Here is an 18,259-nt window from a genome sequence, read left to right on the forward strand (position 1 = left end):
GGCCAGGACATTCAACATAGTTGTTGTTTCAGCAGCCGCCATCGCGAGCAAGCCCGCTCCCACATTGGTTATGTGATGCAACCGAGAGGACACCGTTTTGCGCTCTACCGAAGTCGTGATCATTGGCGCTGGCGCCGCAGGGTTGATGTGTGCGCTGACCGCCGCCGGGCGCGGGCGCAAGGTGGTGTTGCTGGACCATGCCAACAAGGCCGGCAAGAAAATCCTGATGTCGGGCGGTGGCCGCTGCAACTTCACCAACATGTACACAGAACCGGGCAATTTCCTCTCGCACAACGAGCATTTCTGCAAATCCGCACTGGCGCGCTACACCCAGTGGGATTTCATCGCCATGGTCGCCAAGCACGCCGTGCCCTATCACGAGAAAAAACTCGGCCAGCTGTTCTGCGATAACAAGTCCAGCGACATCCTCGAGATGCTGCTCAACGAGTGCGAACAGGTCGGCGTCAGCCTGCACCTGGACACCTCGATCCAGCACATCGAGAAACTGGAAAGTGGCTATCTGCTGCAGACCACGCTCGATCAAATCACCTGCGAATCGCTGGTGATCGCCACGGGCGGCCTGTCGATTCCAACGTTGGGCGCAACCGGTTTCGGCTATCAGGTCGCCAGACAGTTTGGCCACGAGCTGCTGCCGACCCGCGCCGGTCTGGTGCCGTTTACCATCACCGACCAGCTCAAAGAGCTGTGCACCGAGCTGTCCGGCACTTCGGTGGACTGCCTGGTGAGCTGCAATGAGCAGAGTTTTCGCGAGAACATTCTGTTTACCCACCGCGGCCTCAGCGGTCCGGCAATCTTGCAGATTTCGTCGTTCTGGGAATCAGGCGATACGGTCGAGATCAATCTACTGCCGGATCACGACGTACCGACGTGGTTGCAACAGCAGCAGGCCGATCGCCCGAACAGCGAGCTGAAAACCTTGCTCGGTGAAATCTTCACCAAGAAGATGGCCAACCTGCTGGCCGACCACTGGTTCGTGTCCAAGCCGATGAAGCAGTACACCCATGCCGAAATCGCCGACATCGCGGAAAAACTGGCGAGCTGGAAAGTGGTGCCGGCCGGGACGGAAGGTTATCGCACGGCGGAAGTCACGCTGGGCGGAGTCGATACGCGCGAAGTGTCGTCCAAGACCATGGAATCGCTGAAAAGCCCGGGGCTGTATTTCGTCGGTGAAGTCCTCGACGTCACCGGGCACCTGGGCGGTTTCAATTTTCAGTGGGCCTGGGCCTCGGGGTACGCGGCTGCGCAGTACGTCTGACCTACCCGAAAAAACCATGTGGGAGCTTGCTCGCGATGGCGTCCTGACAGGCGACATCAGTGTTGAATGAACTGGCCTCATCGCGAGCTAGCTCGCTCCCACATTGACCGCAGGTGATATCAAGGAACAGATTTTGCTGTCAGATGTGATCGGCGCCATTGCGTCGGCGTCATTACTGGCTCAATTTAGCGCCATTGCCTCGGAAGGCCTTCGCACTTCATGTCATCGACCTCTTTCCAACAGTCTCTGCGTCGCCTCTGGGCGCTGGATAAATTCAGTTACAGCGTGCGGGTGTTCATCGCCCTGACCGGCAGCATGGCGCTGTGCTGGTATCAGGACGAAATGCGCCTGTTGATCCCGCTGTTCCTCGGGATCATTGCCAGCGCCCTGGCAGAGACCGATGACAGTTGGCAGGGCCGCCTCAATTCACTGGCGGTGACGCTGGTGTGCTTCACCATCGCCGCGCTGTCCGTCGAATTGCTGTTCCCCTACCCGATCATTTTCGTCATCGCCCTCGCCCTCGCCAGCTTCGGCCTGACCATGCTCGGTGCACTGGGTGAACGTTACGGCGCGATTGCTTCGGCAACGCTGATTCTCTCGGTCTACACCATGATCGGCGTGGACCAGCGCGGCGGTGCGGTCACCGATTTCTGGCACGAACCATTGCTGCTGGTGGCCGGGGCGGCCTGGTACGGATTGTTATCGGTGCTGTGGCAGGCGCTGTTCTCCAACCAGCCGGTGCAGCAGAGTCTGGCGCGCCTGTTCCGCGAGCTAGGTTTATATCTGAAGTTGAAATCGTCGCTGTTCGAACCGGTCCGGCAAATGGACGTCGAAGCCCGGCGCCTGGAACTGGCCCAGCAGAATGGTCGCGTGGTCGCCGCATTGAACGCGGCCAAGGAAATCATTCTGCATCGGGTCGGCAACGGTCGGCCCGGCTCGAAAGTCAGCCGCTACCTCAAGCTGTATTTCCTGGCGCAAGACATCCACGAGCGGGCCAGCTCCTCGCACTATCCGTATAACGCGTTGGCAGAAGCGTTTTTCCACAGCGACGTGCTGTTCCGCTGCCAGCGCCTGCTGCGCCAGCAAGGCAAAGCCTGCCGAGCGCTGGCGGAGTCGATCCAGATGCGCCAGCCTTTCGTGTACGACGCCAGTTTTGCCGAAGCCTTAAGCGACCTGCACGCCTCCCTCGAACACCTGCGCATTCAAAGTAACCCGGCCTGGCGCGGTCTGCTTCGTTCACTGCGGGCGCTGGCGGCCAACCTTGGCACGCTGGACCGTCTGCTCAGCGACGCCAGCAACCCCGACGCCCTCGCCGACGCCACCGACAGCAGCTTGCTCGACCGTTCGCCGCGCAGCCTCAAGGACGTCTGGATTCGTTTGCGCACGCAGCTGACGCCGACGTCGTTGCTGTTCCGCCACGCACTGCGCTTGCCCCTGGCGCTGAGCATCGGCTACGGCATGGTGCATTTGATCCACCCGTCGCAGGGCTACTGGATCATTCTCACCACGCTGTTCGTGTGTCAGCCGAACTACGGCGCCACCCGGCGCAAACTCGGCCAGCGGATTATCGGCACTGCGATTGGCCTGACCGTGGCCTGGGCACTGTTTGATCTGTTCCCCAATCCTTTGGTGCAGTCGTGCTTCGCCATCGCCGCCGGGGTGGTGTTTTTCACCAACCGCACCACCCGCTACACGCTGGCCACCGCCGCGATCACCTTGATGATTCTGTTCTGTTTCAACCAGGTGGGTGATGGTTATGGCCTGTTCCTGCCACGGTTGTTCGACACCTTGCTCGGCAGCCTGATTGCCGGCCTCGCGGTGTTCCTGTTCTTGCCGGACTGGCAGGGTCGACGGCTGAACAAGGTGCTGGCCAATACCCTGACGTGCAACAGCATTTACCTGCGCCAGATCATGCAGCAATACGCTGCGGGCAAGAGCGACGACCTCGCTTATCGTCTGGCTCGGCGCAACGCGCACAACGCCGACGCGGCGCTCTCGACCACACTGGCCAACATGCTCATGGAGCCGGGGCATTTTCGTAAGGAGGCGGATGTCGGTTTCCGTTTCCTGGTGTTGTCGCATACGTTGCTGAGCTATCTGTCGGGACTCGGCGCACACCGTGAAACCCTGTTGCCGCCTGACGTGCGCGAGTACCTGATTGAAGGCGCGGGGGTGAACCTGGCGGCGAGCATTGACGAGATCGCTCAAGGGTTGGCGAACAAGACATCGATTGCGATTCAGAGCGATGACGAAGAGGCTCTAGCCAATGAGCTTGAGCAAATGCCGGACGAGATCGACGAAGGGCAGCGACTGGTGCAGACGCAACTGGCGTTGATCTGCCGGCAGTTGGGGCCGCTACGCACGCTGGCGGCGCATTTGATCAAGGATACGAGCAAGGTTTGAGCGGCGCATCGCGGGCCAGTGGCTTCAAGACAAGCCCTTCACATCCCATGCCGCTCCAACAACCGCTCATAGCTCCCGTCCGCCTTCATCTCGGCAATCTCGCGATCAAAATTCGAGACGATTTCCGCATGCTGAGGATTTTTCAGGCTGACCAGAATGTGCAGGCTGTTTTCACTCAACGGCTTGGGCAAAAACTCGACAGCATTACGAACCTTCACGGATTCCCGGGACAAGTAATAACGCGCCACAAATTCATCTTCCAGCGTCAGCTTGACCCGATCGGCAGCGAGCATGCGCACCGCCATGGCGAAACTGTGCACCGGCACTTTTTGCAGCACAGTGTCTTCGTCAAACGCTGACGAATAGGCGTAACCACGCACCACTGCAATCGGGTAAGTGTGCAGTTGCTGCAAATTGTTGTATTCGATCGGCGCGTCTTTGCGCTTCAGAAAGCGCACACGATTTATCAGGTATTCGCGGGAAAACTGGCCGAGCCGGGTGCGATCCTCGGCGTACCAGGCGTTAACCAGTACGTCGTAGCGTCCTTCGCCCACCCCCAGCAACGCCCGCGCCCAAGGCACCTGTTCGAACTCGCTGGCATAACCGGCGCGCGCCAATGCAGTGCTGACGATGTCGGTCGCCAACCCGCCGTTGATCAGCGTGGCGTCGGTAAAGGGTGGCCAGACGTCGGCGACCAGACGCAACTTCTGTGCGGCTGCCGCGTGGGTCAGCAACAGCAAACCGATCAAGGCCAGAGCTCGATGCAATCGCGGCATGCCAGAAATCCTTAGCGGGCAGGAAGCCCGGTGTGTTTCAGCCAAAACTCCAAGGCTCCGTACCGGCAAAACCCAGGTACTAACACTAGCTCATCGACGCAATTGCACAGCGCTGCGATCCAGATTACACAAAGTAGAGAGGGCCGCGAGAAATGAATGATGGCATTTTGGCCTTTGTCACAGATTTATTCGCCATACAGACATCGGCGGCCGGTGCGCTTAGTATCGGAGCGAGTTGATCAAGGAATGGGAAAATGACAATCGATTGGGTCTGCAAGCACCACAGCGATCTGGGCAAAGAACAGCTGTACGCAATTTTGCAACTGCGCGCCGAAGTCTTCGTCATCGAGCAAAAATGCTTTTATCAGGATGCGGACGGCCAGGACCTGGAAGGTGACACCTGCCATCTGATGGCGTGGGATGGGGATCGACTGGTAGGGTACTTGCGCTTGCTTGATCCCGAGCTGCAAGGCGGCGACGTCGTGATCGGCCGCGTGATCATCGCCCCGCTGGCACGCGGCACCGGTCTTGGGCACGAGCTGATGGCCCAGGCACTGAAACAGGCTGACAAACGCTGGCCGGACGTGCCGATCTATCTATCAGCCCAGACGCACTTGCAGGGATACTACGGGCGCTACGGATTTGTCGTGGCGGGTGAGGAGTATCTGGAGGATGACATTCCGCACATCGGGATGCGTCGGCCGTAAGAGCCAGGCGTCAGAAAGCTGAATCGTGCAGGTCAGGGATATTCCAGCACCGCTTTGATCTGGCGCAGATGACCCTCGATCCAGCGCCGGTCAATCGCCCCCCAATCACGGATCCGATAGCGACCGGCATGGTTGCGACCGCCCTCTTCTTGCTCGAACTCGCAAACAATGTCCAGATCCGACAGCGCGGCGATGGTGTCCTGGGCTGTACGCCGGGGCATGCCGGTCACTTCGGTCAAGGCAGGAACGTTGCTCGCCAGGCCACTGTCGATCAGGTACGCCACGTACAACCGCCGGTAGAAACTGGTTTTGGTCTTGCTCACGTCCATCCCTGTACTCCCGGTTTGCGTGCCTGCTGATCGGTCATTGCATGTCCCGCCACGTCAGATAGATCCGTAGATCGAACTCCACCTGGTGGTACCCGGGCAGCATGTGTTCGCACAATTGGTAGAACGCCTTGTTGTGGTCCGATTCCTTGAAGTGCGCCAGTTCATGCACCACGATCATTTTCAAAAACGCCGAGGGCGCGTCCTTGAACAGCGCGGCCACGCGGATTTCCTTCTTGGCCTTGAGCTTGCCGCCCTGCACGCGCGAAATGGTGGTGTGCAGGCCGAGCGCGCGATGGGTCAGGTCGAGGCGGTTGTCGAATAACACCTTGTCGATGGCCGGGGCATTTCGCAGGTACTCCTGCTTCAAATCCAGCGCGTAGGTGTACAACGCCTTGTCGCTCTGCACGTCGTGCTTGTCCGGATACCGCTGGCTCAGGTATTCGCCCAGCCGACCTTCGGTAATCAGCCAGCGCACCTGGTCCTGCAATTGGACGGGGTAGGCCTGGAGGTATTTCAGCGCAGTCATCAGGGCGAGCAACATGATTTCGATAGAGGCCGCCAGTGTAGCGAATTCAGCGGGGCAACGCGCTCCAGTCGAATGGCTGCAAAAAGTTGCCCACATCTTCGGCGACCAGCGGCCTTGCCACCAAAAACCCTTGCACAAACCCACAACCGTTGGCACGCAGCCATTCCAGCTGCGCGACCGTTTCCACGCCTTCGGCAATCACCAGAATGCCGAACTGCCGACACAGGTCGATCACATGCCGCACCAGCGCCGCGTCTCGCGCAGACGTTGGCAAACGGGCGATCAAGTGCTTGTCGAATTTGACCGTATCCAGCTCCAGATCACGCAACAGTGACAGCGAGCAATGTCCTGAACCGAAGTCGTCAAGGGCCACACGCACCCCCAGATTGCGCAGCAGACGCATCTGTTTGCGGGTCTCTTCGGGGTGCTGCATCAAGGCCTCTTCGGTGACCTCCACTTCCAGTTGCCGCGCTTGCAAACCATGACGTTCCAGCACCTGGCGCAACTCGGTGACCAGATTGGGCATACCGAATTGCGTACTGCTCAAGCTGACTGCCAGGACCAGCTCGTCGGCAAACAGGGGCTCCCAGGCTTTGCGTTGTTCCGCGCCATGGTGATAGATCCAGCTGCCCAGACGGCTGATCAGCCGCGCTTCCTCCAGCAACGGTAAAAACAGCCCGGGCGGAACGTCGCCGACGCTCGGGTGCTGCCAGCGCAGCAAGGCCTCAAAACCGCGTATCCGCCCGCTGTCGATCGCCACCTGTGGCTGATACACCAGGCTGAAATCACGGTTCTCGATGGCGGCACGCACGCTTTCCTCGAGCATCAGCCGCGAGCGCGCACGGCCATTCATGTCGTGATCGTAGAAGCGATATTGCTGACGGCCTGCGCGTTTGGCCTCGTACATGGCAATGTCGGATGCGCGCATCAAACCATCCAGATCGGCACCGCAATCGGGGAAAGTCGCGATACCGATACTCGCCCCCAGGGCGATGTCCAGGCCGTCGATTTGCTGACAGATCGACACGCGTTCAATCAGTTTTTCGGCGATCTTCGCCGCCTGCTCGGGCGCTCCCAGGTCCAGTAAAGCGGTGAACTCGTCGCCCCCTACGCGCGCGAGTATGTCGGAAGGTCGCAGGCAGGCTTTGAGTTGCTCGGACACCCAGCGCAACACCCGGTCGCCGGCATCATGGCCGAGGGAATCATTGACGCGTTTGAACCCGTCCAGGTCCAGATAAAGCAAAACCCAGGCACTGTCGGGGCGTTCGCCGCGCAGCAGTAGGTTTTCCACGGTCTGGTAAAAACCGCGGCGATTGAGCAGCCCGGTCAACGGGTCGGTCACGGCCTGGACTTCCAGTTGCTGATGCAGATGGCGCACCACCGACATGTCGAGCACGGTCACCACCATCGCCTGTTGCGGGCTGGGCAGTGGCGCGCAGGACAGCGCCACCGGAACCTGCTGACCACACGCCGTGCGCAACAGCGCGTCATGCAGGCGCAAGGTCTCGCCGCCCCTGTAGGCTTTGAGAATGTCCGAGTCTGCCCAGACCGGCACATGTGGCTTTTGCAGATAATGCAGCAACTCAGTGCCCTGCAATTGCTGCTGCGTGGCATTGAGCAGTCGCGACATGGCCGGGTTGGCAAAGCGAATCAGACCCTCCTCACCGACCACCAGAATACCTTCGGCGGCGTTATCCAATACCGAAGCATTAAAAGCGCGCGCAACCTCCAGATCATGGCTCAGACGCTGCAGTGCGCGACGGTTGCGCTGGTGCTCCAGCAAAGCCTGAACTTTAGGTTTGAGGATTTGTGGGTCGAACGGTTTGAACAGGTAATCCACCGCTCCACTGGCGTAGCCCTTGATCACGGCGTCCTGCGACTGCTCATTGGCGGTGAGAAAAATAATGGGTGTCAGGCGGGTGCGCTGACTGCCGCGCATCAATCGCGCTACTTCAAAGCCATCCATGCCAGGCATCTGTACATCCAGCAGCACCAGGTCGATATCGTGCTCAAGCAACAGACTGAGGGCTTCGAAACCGGAGGCAGCCGTAATGACCTGCCAGTCCTGGCGCTCAAGCAACGCGCGCATGCTGACCAGGTTTTCAGGGTAATCGTCGACGATCAATAAGGTAGAGCCGCCTTCAGCTGGCGTGATGTGCGCGCATTCCATGCTGCTTCTCTTGTCGGGGCGTCAGGCCGGTTTTTTCATGCAAACCGGACAAATACGAAGGCTCCACTCTAGACCGGGATCCGTTAAAGCAGAAGCTGTCGGTACGCCAGCATTTAAGCATTAACTTCGCTGGCCGACTAACGGTCGCTGCTACAGGCCGCTAAAACCGGGCGGGATGGCCTTTTAACAGGATTTTGACGTCACCCATCTGTCAGTCCAGCGTTAACAAAATGGCTCACCGCGCTTATAAAGGCCCCCCTCCAAGGTGCGTGCCAGGGATTCTGGCACGCGCGTGCCGCAAAAATCCCCTGGAAGCTTTTGTCTATGATCGATCTTGCAACCTGGAACCTGAGTGTCCCTGTCGGAAGCCCGCCCTACACTGTTGCCACAACAAAACTGGTGACGGGATTCAAGGATCAACACTTCCATGCAAAAAGCGGAACATTGTTTTTCTGGTCTCCAGTGACAGGCACTCGCACCGAAAATGCCAAATATGCCCGCACCGAATTGCGCGAGACTTACAGCAACGGCACTTTGCGAAACTGGTACTACCCCGACGCCGATAATTCCCTTCATGCAACTTTGGCAGTCAATCAGGTACCCAGCTCGGGCAAGATCGTCATCGGCCAGATACACGCCTTTCAAAGCGAGAAGCCGATGGTGAAGGTCGAGTATCAATACAAGACCGATTCAAAGACCGGCAATATTGTCGCCAAAGTGCGCATGCGCCCCGATGACGGCGAAGGCCGCGTCATCACCGTCGCCACGGGTGTGAAACTCAATCAGGAATTTTCCTACCTCATTCACCTGAGTCCGGGCGGCGCACTGGGCGTCAGTGCAGCCGGTTACCAATGGAATACCGATATCAGCGCGAAGTGGCGGGTGAAACCTTTGTACTTCAAGGCCGGCGTCTATGTGCAGGACAACACCGGGTACACCAGTGAAGGTGGCAAGGTGACGTTCAGCAAACTGGATATTGATCACGACAAGTAACGCGAACCCGGTAGCTGCTGCCGGGCGCCATCATTTTTCGGACAATAAAAAAACCCGCCTCTGCAGGCGGGCTTTTTATAGCAAAAGGCTTAGTTGACCTTGGCGTTCAACTCACCCTTCAGATACCGCTGATACATCGCTTCCAGCGAGATCGGCTTGATCTTCGAAGCGTTGCCGGCAGTGCCGAAAGCTTCATAACGAGCGATACAGACATCGCGCATTGCAGTCACGGTCGCACCGAAGAATTTGCGCGGGTCGAATTCGCTCGGGTTGGTGGCCATCAGGCGACGCATCGCACCGGTGGATGCCAGACGCAGGTCGGTATCGATATTGACCTTGCGCACGCCGTGCTTGATGCCTTCGACGATTTCTTCAACCGGAACGCCGTAGGTTTCCTTGATGTCGCCACCGTACTGGTTGATGATCGCCAGCCACTCTTGCGGAACCGAAGACGAACCGTGCATCACCAGGTGAGTGTTCGGAATGCGCTTGTGGATTTCCTTGATGCGGTCGATGGCCAGCACGTCGCCGGTAGGCGGCTTGGTGAACTTGTACGCGCCATGGCTGGTGCCGATGGCGATGGCCAACGCGTCGACCTGGGTGCGCTTGACGAAGTCAGCGGCTTCTTCCGGGTCGGTCAGCATCTGGCTGTGATCCAGAACGCCCTCGGCGCCGATGCCGTCTTCTTCGCCGGCCATGCCGGTTTCAAGCGAACCCAGGCAGCCCAGCTCGCCTTCAACCGAAACGCCGCAGGCGTGCGCCATGGCCACGGTCTGCTGGGTAACACGGACGTTATAGTCGTAGTCGGTCGGGGTTTTGCCGTCTTCGCCGAGGGAGCCGTCCATCATCACCGAGCTGAAGCCCAGTTGAATGGAGCGCTGGCAGACGTCAGGGCTGGTGCCGTGGTCCTGGTGCATGCACACCGGGATGTGCGGGAATTCTTCGATGGCCGCCAGGATCAGGTGACGCAGGAACGGCGCACCAGCGTATTTGCGGGCACCGGCCGAAGCCTGGACGATTACCGGGGAGTCGGTCTTGTCAGCGGCTTCCATGATGGCGCGCATCTGCTCAAGGTTGTTGACGTTGAAGGCTGGAACGCCGTAGCCGAATTCGGCTGCGTGATCCAGCATCTGACGCATGCTGATAAGTGCCATTGTGCGTGTCTCTCCCGGTTTGGGTCGTTAATCGTGCCAGCCTGCCGGAGCGGCGGCGGCTATTCAAGTTATTGCAGATCGGGGGTTGGCCCGGGCTGCGAATCTGGTGTTGCCAAATCCCTGTAATGCTTAAAGCTTGTCTTGTAATGCTGAAACCTTGTGGTGAGGGGGCTTGCCCCGTTCGGCTGCGCAGCAGTCGCAAAGCAGATGTTGCGGTCTCGCTGATGTACCGCGGTGACTGGCTTGGGGAGCGCTTCGCGATCCAACGGGGGCAAGCCCCCTCGCCACAAAAGCCCCTCACCACAAAAAAGCCCCCCTCACCACAAAAGCCCCTCGCCACACAGACCCGCTTTCACATTGGGTCTGTGGTGTGTTAATTACTGCGCCTTACACCCGCGGCCAATCAAATCATTGGTGGCGACCCAGTACACCAGGCCTTCCTCACCTTTTACGTGAAACGCCAGCATGTCACTGCTGTACAGCGCGCCCGACGCGCCGGGCTCCTGTTTCAGGCGGTAAACCTGATCGGCCCCGCCGAGGCGTACGTCTACTTCTTTGCGACTGTCATCCACGTAACGCCACAACACTTTGGCCTGACTGTCGCAGGTCCAGGTGATCCAGCTGTCCGTTGGTTCGGCCGGCTTGAACAGGTTGAAGCTCGAGCAACCTGCCAACAGCGCCAGCGCCGTAATGGCGATAAAACCTTTCATCCGTGTTCCTCGGCTGGCAACACACGCCGCCAGCCCTGAGTAAGGAGTCAGACCCGTCAAGGACAACCATGTTCCTTGACGGGTGTCTGTGTTTCGTATTTTTCCAGACCATCCGGCCCGGAGCGCTTGTTGATCACCGGGTTGGTTTCCGCCTGCCAGTCAGCCTGGTAGCAGCCCTTCTCCACGGTTTGCGGCGCAGGTTCCACTGCAGCTTTCGGGTGACTCCCGCAAGCCGCCAGCGAACCGGCGACGATCAACAACGCCAGCAGCCTGACCATATGAACACTCCTTCGCCTGGCCAAATCAGCGACCTCAGCCCTTGGCCCGGCTTTCGAGGACTTCGACGGCTGGCAGCACTTTGCCTTCGACGAATTCGAGGAACGCGCCACCGCCCGTAGAAATGTAGGAGATCCTATCCGCAACGCCATATTTATCGATAGCGGCCAAGGTGTCACCGCCGCCTGCGATCGAAAACGCCGGGCTTTCAGCGATTGCCTGGGCCAGCACTTTGGTGCCGTTGCCGAACTGATCGAATTCGAACACGCCGACCGGTCCGTTCCACAGAATGGTTTTCGACGATTTCAACAACTCGGCGAAATTGGCCGCGGTCTGCGGACCAATGTCCAGAATCATGTCGTCTTCGGCTACGTCAGCGATCAGTTTCACGGTTGCCGTGGCGGTTTCGGCGAATTCCTTGGCGACGACGACATCCACTGGCAACGGCACGCTGACCTTGGCGGCGATTTCACGCGCAGTGTCGAGCAGATCCGGTTCGTACAGGGACTTGCCCACGGGGTGACCGGCTGCCGCGAGGAAGGTGTTGGCGATACCGCCACCGACGATCAACTGATTGCAGATCTGGCTCAGGCTGTTCAGCACATCCAGTTTGGTCGAGACCTTGGAGCCGGCAACAATGGCCGCCATTGGCTGCGCCGGCGAACCCAGCGCCTTGCCCAGCGCGTCCAGTTCAGCAGCCAGCAACGGGCCGGCCGCGGCAACTTTGGCGAACCTGGCCACACCGTGGGTCGAGCCCTCGGCGCGGTGAGCGGTGCCGAAAGCGTCCATTACGAACACGTCGCAGAGGGCGGCGTATTGCTGGGCCAGCTCATCGGCGTTCTTTTTCTCACCCTTGTTGAAGCGCACGTTTTCGAACAGGACGATGTCGCCCGCCTTGACGTCAACGCCGTTGAGGTAATCGGCCACCAGTGGCACTTCACGGCCCAAGGCCTTGCTCAGGTAATCGGCAACCGGCTTCAGGCTGTTTTCGGCCGAGAACTCACCTTCGGTCGGGCGGCCAAGGTGCGAGCAAACCATCACGGCAGCGCCTTTTTCCAAGGCCAGCTTGATGGTCGGCAGCGAGGCCAGGATTCGCGCATCGCTGGTGACTGCACCGTCCTTGACCGGGACGTTGAGGTCTTCGCGGATCAGTACGCGTTTACCTTGCAGATCGAGGTCGGTCATCTTCAACACGGTCATGGGTCGCATTCCCTGGGTAGCTTTAGAGAGCAGGTTTTTTGGCAGCTGTTTGCAGATAGTGTTCTGCAACGTCCAGCATCCGGTTGGCAAAACCCCACTCGTTGTCGAACCAGGCCAGGACGTTCACCAGCCGTGGGCCGGAGACGCGGGTCTGACTGGCATCGACGATGGCCGAATGTGGGTCGTGGTTAAAATCACAGCTTGCATGAGGCAACTCGGTGTAGGCCAGCAAGCCTTTGAGCGGGCCGCTGGTGGCAGCCTCGCGCAGAATCCGGTTGACCTCGGTGGCGTCGGTGTCGCTCACGGTTTGCATCGTAATGTCGAGGCAGGACACGTTTACGGTCGGCACCCGCACGGCTTTGGCCTGAATTCTGCCGGCAAGTTCCGGCAGCAGGCGTTCGATACCGCGCGCCAGACCGGTGGACACCGGAATCACTGACTGGAACGCCGAACGCGTGCGGCGCAGGTCTTCATGGTGATAAGCGTCGATCACCGGCTGATCGTTCATCGCCGAATGGATCGTGGTGATCGACACGTATTCCAGACCAATGGCCTGATCCAGCAGACGCAACAGCGGCACGCCGCAATTGGTGGTGCAGGATGCGTTGGACACCAGCAGCTCGCTGCCGGTCAGGCAATCCTGATTGACGCCGTAGACGATGGTGGCGTCGACATCCGCCTCGCTGGCCATCGGCTGAGAGAACAGCACACGCGGCGCACCGGCGTCGAGAAAGCGCTGGCCGTCTTCACGGGTGTGGTAAGCGCCCGAGCACTCCAGCACCAGGTCAATGCCCAGCGACGCCCAGTCAATGCCTTCGGGGGTGGCACTGCGCAGGACCTTCACGCAGTCGCCATTAATATGCAGACAATCACCGTCAACTCTCACTTCACCGGGAAAACGCCCGTGAGTGGAGTCGAAGCGCGTCAGGTATTCGATGCTGGCCATGTCTGCCAGATCGTTGATCGCGACAATCTCAAACCCGGCCTTTTCGCCTCGTTCGAACAACGCACGCAAGACGCAACGGCCAATGCGGCCGTAGCCGTTGAGTGCAACTTTGTAGGGACGCGGTTCAGGCATGGGGTTCTCGATAGACGCGGGCAGACGAAATTCTCGTTAACAACACAAACCTTGTAGGAGCGAGCTTGCTCGCGAAGGACTTCAGGACAACGCGTTTATCCAGACAGCCAGCGTTATCGTTTACGACCATCGCGAGCAAGCTCGCTCCTACAGGGATCGCGGCGGCCTGAGCCACCGCGTTGTGTTTTAGTCTTCCAGCAGCTCTTCAGCCTGACCCAGGATGTTTTCCAGGGTGAAGCCGAACTCTTCGAACAAGGCTGGCGCAGGCGCCGACTCGCCGTAAGAAGTCATACCGATCACGCGGCCTTCGAGGCCCACGTATTTGTACCAGTAGTCCGCGTGAGCGGCTTCGATGGCGATACGGGCGCTGACCTGCAACGGCAGGACCGATTGCTTGTAACCGGCGTCCTGCGCGTCGAACACGCTGGTGCAAGGCATCGACACGACACGCACATTGCGACCTTGCGCCGTGAGCTTGTCGTACGCCTGAACCGCCAGACCGACTTCCGAACCGGTAGAGATCAGGATCAGCTCAGGCTCGCCCACGCAGTCCTTCAACACGTAACCGCCACGGGCGATGTCGGCGATCTGGCCGGCATCACGCTCCTGATGCTGCAGGTTCTGACGCGAGAAGATCAGCGCCGAAGGGCCGTCCTTGCGCTCGATCGCCACTTTCCAGCAGACCGCCGATTCAACGGCATCGGCTGGACGCCAGGTGTCGAGGTTCGGCGTGCTGCGCAGGCTGGTCAATTGCTCGACCGGTTGGTGAGTCGGGCCGTCTTCGCCCAGGCCGATGGAGTCGTGGGTGTAAACGAACACCACGCGCTTCTTCATCAGCGACGCCATGCGCACAGCGTTGCGGGCGTATTCCATGAACATCAGGAAGGTCGCGCCGTAAGGCACCAGACCGCCGTGCAGGGCCACGCCGTTCATGATCGCGCTCATGCCGAATTCGCGCACGCCGTAATACATGTAGTTGCCGCTGGCGTCTTCAGCGGTGACGCCTTTGCAGCCCTTCCACAAGGTCAGGTTGGAACCGGCCAGGTCAGCCGAACCACCGAGCAGTTCCGGCAGCAGCGGGCCGTAAGCGTTCAGCGCGTTCTGACTGGCTTTACGACTGGCAATGGTTTCGCCTTTGGCAGCGACTTCAGCGATATACGCCGAGGCTTTTTCAGCGAAGTCAGCCGGCAGCTCGCCGCTCAGGCGACGCACCAGTTCATTGGCCAGCTCCGGGAAAGCAGCGGAGTACGCAGCGAAACGCTGATCCCACTCGGCTTCGGCCGCGAGACCGGCTTCCTTGGCATCCCACTCAGCGTAAATATCGGCCGGGATTTCGAACGGGCCGTGATTCCACTTCAGTGCCGCGCGGGTCAGAGCGATTTCCGCGTCACCCAGCGGGGCGCCGTGGCAGTCCTCTTTACCTTGCTTGTTCGGCGAACCGAAACCGATGGTGGTCTTGCAGCAGATCAGCGTCGGTTGGTCGCTTTTGCGTGCGGTTTCGATGGCGGTCTTGATTTCTTCCGGGTCATGACCGTCGACGTTGCGGATCACCAGCCAGTTGTAGGCTTCGAAACGCTTTGGCGTGTCGTCGGTGAACCAGCCTTCGACTTCGCCATCGATGGAAATACCATTGTCATCGTAGAAAGCGATCAGTTTGCCCAGGCCGAGCGTACCGGCCAGCGAGCCGACTTCGTGGGAAATACCTTCCATCATGCAGCCATCACCCAGGAACACGTAGGTGTGGTGATCGACAACGTTATGGCCGGGACGGTTGAACTGGGCCGCCAGCACTTTCTCCGCCAAGGCGAAACCAACGGCGTTGGCCAGGCCTTGGCCGAGCGGACCGGTGGTGGTTTCAACGCCCGGTGTATAGCCGAATTCCGGGTGACCCGGGGTGCGGCTGTGCAGCTGGCGAAAATTTTTCAGGTCTTCGATCGACAGGTCGTAACCGGTCAGGTGCAGCAGCGAATAGATCAGCATCGAGCCGTGCCCGTTGGACAGCACGAAGCGGTCACGGTCGGCGAACGAAGGATTGCTCGGGTTGTGCTTGAGGTAGTCACGCCAAAGCACTTCGGCGATATCCGCCATACCCATAGGGGCACCCGGATGGCCGCTGTTGGCTTTTTGCACGGCATCCATGCTGAGGGCACGAATGGCGTTGGCACGCTCACGACGGCTTGGCATCGCTGTTCTCCTGGGGATTCTGAATCAAGAGTGAATAATACGAAACGGAAAAAAGGCGAGCATTTTCCCTCACCGACCTGCTTCGGGGCAATGACGGATAGTCATATGAAAGCGTTTTTCCCGTGCATAACGAAGGTTTCGACAGGTAAAACCTTTCTGCTGTTCGATTGAATGGTAACCGGAAGTCAGGAAGCACCATCTATCGAGCAATATCAAAACTTTTTGATATTGCTCTTGCGATGCTTCCGACCCGTGACTAGACTGCCGGCCTTATGAATCTACGCGTGCCTTCCATTCAACATGACGATTGCGATGAGCTGGCAGCCCTGTGCAAGGCCGGCGGCGATCCTCTGCGGCTGAATGTATTGCGCGCGCTGGCCAACGACTCGTTTGGCGTGCTGGAACTGGCGCAGATTTTCGCCATTGGTCAGTCCGGCATGAGTCATCACCTCAAGGTATTGGCCCAGGCCGATCTGGTGGCGACGCGTCGGGAAGGCAATGCGATTTTCTACCGCCGCGCCCTGCCCCACACCGACTTGCCGGGCGGCAAACTGCACGCGGCGCTGCTCGATGAGGTGGACAACCTGACCTTGCCAACCGATGTGCAGTCGCGGATCGGTCAGGTGCATGGACAACGTGCGGCGGCCAGCCAGGACTTTTTCTCACGGGTTGCCGAGAAATTTCGCGCCCAGCAGGACTTGATCGCCGGCCTTCCGCAGTACCGTGACAGCGTGGTGGCATTGCTCGACAAGCTGAGTTTCGGCGATGGCGCCACTGCAATCGAAGTCGGCCCGGGCGACGGCGCTTTTCTGCCGGAACTGGCCCGCCGCTTCCGCCAGGTCACGGCGCTGGACAACAGCCCGGCGATGCTTGAACTGGCGCGTCAGGTCTGCGAGCGGCAAACGCTGGCTAACGTCAGCCTGCAACTGGCCGATGCATTGAACGGGGTCAATCTTCAGGCCGATTGCGTCGTCCTGAATATGGTGCTGCACCACTTCGCCGCACCGGCCGAGGCGCTCAAGCACATGGCCGTTTTGCTGCAACCGGGCGGTAGCTTGCTCGTGACAGAGTTATGTAGCCACAACCAGAGTTGGGCCAGGGAGGCCTGCGGTGATCTGTGGTTGGGGTTTGAACAGGACGATCTGGCCCGTTGGGCCACCGCTGCGGGACTCGTTCCCGGGGAAAGCCTCTATGTAGGCTTACGTAATGGTTTCCAGATTCAGGTCCGCCATTTTCAGCGACCGGCTGGCGACACTCACCATCGGTAAATTCAGGAAAAAATCGAGATGAGCGAATACTCCCTCTTCACCTCCGAGTCCGTGTCCGAAGGGCATCCGGACAAAATCGCCGACCAGATTTCCGATGCGGTGCTGGACGCCATCATTGCTGAAGACAAGTTCGCCCGCGTGGCGTGCGAGACGTTGGTAAAAACCGGCGTGGCAATCATCGCTGGTGAAGTCACCACGTCGGCCTGGGTCGATCTGGAAGACATCGTCCGTAACGTGATTCTCGACATCGGCTACAACAGCTCCAATGTCGGCTTCGACGGCGCGACCTGCGGCGTGATGAACATCATCGGCAAGCAATCGCCCGACATCAACCAGGGTGTCGACCGTGCCAAGCCTGAAGATCAGGGCGCCGGCGACCAGGGTCTGATGTTCGGTTACGCCAGCAACGAAACCGACGTGCTGATGCCAGCACCGATCACCTTCTCGCACCAGCTTGTGCAAAGGCAAGCCGAAGCCCGTAAATCCGGCCTGCTGCCTTGGCTGCGCCCGGACGCCAAGTCGCAGGTGACTTGCCGTTACGAAGGCGGCAAAGTTGTCGGTATCGACGCCGTGGTTCTGTCGACCCAGCACAACCCGGACGTGTCGTACAAAGACCTTCGCGAAGGCGTGATGGAGCTGATCGTCAAGCACGTGCTGCCTGCCGAACTGCTGTCCAAGGACACCCAGTTCCACATCAACCCGACTGGCCAGTTCATCATCGGCGGCCCGGTGGGTGACTGCGGTCTGACCGGCCGCAAGATCATCGTCGACAGCTACGGCGGCATGGCCCGTCACGGCGGCGGCGCGTTCTCTGGCAAGGATCCATCGAAGGTTGACCGTTCGGCAGCCTACGCGGGTCGTTACGTAGCCAAGAACATCGTCGCTGCCGGCCTGGCCGAGCGTTGCGAGATTCAGGTTTCCTACGCGATCGGTGTAGCTCAGCCTACGTCGATCTCGTTGAACACCTTCGGCACCGGCAAGATCAGCGACGACAAGATCGTCAAACTGGTTCGCGAAGTGTTCGACCTGCGTCCATACGCAATCACCACGATGCTCGACCTGCTGCACCCGATGTACCAGGAAACCGCAGCGTACGGCCACTTCGGCCGCACTCCGGCGACCAAGACCGTTGGCGACGATACGTTCACCACGTTCACCTGGGAAAAAACCGACCGCGCCGATGCGCTGCGCGCTGCTGCCGGTTTGTAA

General features: G+C 59.5%; 16 protein-coding genes. 6 read left to right on the plus strand and 10 right to left on the minus strand.

From position 1 onward, the window contains the following. Positions 1-97: 97 nt before the first annotated feature. The gene (locus ACYZT1_RS23325; protein ID WP_462016885.1) at positions 98-1,276 is read left to right on the plus strand and encodes a BaiN/RdsA family NAD(P)/FAD-dependent oxidoreductase; all 1,179 of its coding nucleotides are present in this window, start codon (positions 98-100) and stop codon (positions 1,274-1,276) included. A 219-nt stretch (positions 1,277-1,495) separates the two neighbouring features. Next, positions 1,496-3,679: a YccS family putative transporter gene (gene yccS, locus ACYZT1_RS23330; RefSeq protein WP_462016886.1), complete on the plus strand. Its 2,184-nt coding sequence runs from the start codon at positions 1,496-1,498 to the stop codon at positions 3,677-3,679. Between the two features lie 38 nt (positions 3,680-3,717). Here yccS and ACYZT1_RS23335 read toward each other — a convergent pair whose 3' ends face one another. Beyond that, a complete protein-coding gene (locus tag ACYZT1_RS23335; protein ID WP_462016887.1) occupies positions 3,718-4,455 on the minus strand; it encodes a substrate-binding periplasmic protein in 738 nt (245 codons plus the stop codon). Positions 4,456-4,709: 254 nt separating this feature from the next. Here ACYZT1_RS23335 and ACYZT1_RS23340 point away from each other — a divergent pair, with 254 nt between their 5' ends. Further along, on the plus strand, positions 4,710-5,162 hold the full coding sequence (locus ACYZT1_RS23340; RefSeq protein WP_462016888.1) for a GNAT family N-acetyltransferase: 453 nt from the start codon (positions 4,710-4,712) through the stop codon (positions 5,160-5,162). 32 nt (positions 5,163-5,194) lie between these two features. Here the strand turns inward: ACYZT1_RS23340 and ACYZT1_RS23345 are convergent, their stop codons facing one another. The 3 genes from ACYZT1_RS23345 to ACYZT1_RS23355 are packed head-to-tail and all read right to left on the minus strand — an operon-like array spanning position 5,195 to position 8,187. After that, a complete protein-coding gene (locus ACYZT1_RS23345) occupies positions 5,195-5,491 on the minus strand; it encodes a winged helix-turn-helix domain-containing protein (RefSeq protein WP_462016889.1) in 297 nt (98 codons plus the stop codon). 34 nt (positions 5,492-5,525) lie between these two features. Next, positions 5,526-6,017, minus strand: coding sequence for a M48 metallopeptidase family protein (locus tag ACYZT1_RS23350; protein ID WP_462019309.1), 492 nt, complete (start codon positions 6,015-6,017; stop codon positions 5,526-5,528). A gap of 46 nt (positions 6,018-6,063) precedes the next feature. Then, positions 6,064-8,187, minus strand: coding sequence for a putative bifunctional diguanylate cyclase/phosphodiesterase (locus tag ACYZT1_RS23355; protein WP_462016890.1), 2,124 nt, complete (start codon positions 8,185-8,187; stop codon positions 6,064-6,066). 324 nt (positions 8,188-8,511) lie between these two features. Between ACYZT1_RS23355 and ACYZT1_RS23360 the strand changes: the two genes are divergently transcribed. Beyond that, positions 8,512-9,180 carry a polysaccharide lyase family 7 protein gene (locus ACYZT1_RS23360; RefSeq protein ID WP_462016891.1) on the plus strand — a complete coding sequence of 223 codons (669 nt, stop codon included), beginning with the start codon at positions 8,512-8,514 and terminating at the stop codon, positions 9,178-9,180. An 89-nt stretch (positions 9,181-9,269) separates the two neighbouring features. Here ACYZT1_RS23360 and fba read toward each other — a convergent pair whose 3' ends face one another. From fba to tkt, 6 genes are all read right to left on the minus strand, one after another. Beyond that, complete coding sequence (gene fba / locus ACYZT1_RS23365) at positions 9,270-10,334, minus strand: class II fructose-bisphosphate aldolase (protein WP_008081027.1); 1,065 nt, start codon at positions 10,332-10,334, stop codon at positions 9,270-9,272. Between the two features lie 377 nt (positions 10,335-10,711). Next, entirely contained in the window at positions 10,712-11,044 is a 333-nt protein-coding gene (locus ACYZT1_RS23370; RefSeq protein ID WP_462016892.1) for an MliC family protein, read from the minus strand. Between the two features lie 56 nt (positions 11,045-11,100). Then, the gene (locus tag ACYZT1_RS23375; RefSeq protein ID WP_462016893.1) at positions 11,101-11,322 is read right to left on the minus strand and encodes a hypothetical protein; all 222 of its coding nucleotides are present in this window, start codon (positions 11,320-11,322) and stop codon (positions 11,101-11,103) included. 34 nt (positions 11,323-11,356) lie between these two features. After that, positions 11,357-12,520, minus strand: a complete 1,164-nt coding sequence (locus ACYZT1_RS23380; protein WP_462016894.1) for a phosphoglycerate kinase — start codon at positions 12,518-12,520, stop codon at positions 11,357-11,359. Between the two features lie 22 nt (positions 12,521-12,542). Then, the gene (epd, locus tag ACYZT1_RS23385) at positions 12,543-13,598 is read right to left on the minus strand and encodes an erythrose-4-phosphate dehydrogenase (protein ID WP_462016895.1); all 1,056 of its coding nucleotides are present in this window, start codon (positions 13,596-13,598) and stop codon (positions 12,543-12,545) included. 186 nt (positions 13,599-13,784) lie between these two features. Next, a complete protein-coding gene (gene tkt, locus ACYZT1_RS23390; RefSeq protein ID WP_462016896.1) occupies positions 13,785-15,782 on the minus strand; it encodes a transketolase in 1,998 nt (665 codons plus the stop codon). Positions 15,783-16,054: 272 nt separating this feature from the next. Here tkt and ACYZT1_RS23395 point away from each other — a divergent pair, with 272 nt between their 5' ends. Continuing rightward, positions 16,055-17,050 (plus strand): ArsR/SmtB family transcription factor, encoded by a 996-nt coding sequence (locus tag ACYZT1_RS23395; protein WP_462016897.1) that lies wholly within the window; start codon positions 16,055-16,057, stop codon positions 17,048-17,050. An 18-nt stretch (positions 17,051-17,068) separates the two neighbouring features. Then, on the plus strand, positions 17,069-18,259 hold the full coding sequence (metK, locus tag ACYZT1_RS23400; RefSeq protein WP_462016898.1) for a methionine adenosyltransferase: 1,191 nt from the start codon (positions 17,069-17,071) through the stop codon (positions 18,257-18,259).

The sequence above is a fragment of the Pseudomonas sp. PB3P13 genome (assembly GCF_054897735.1).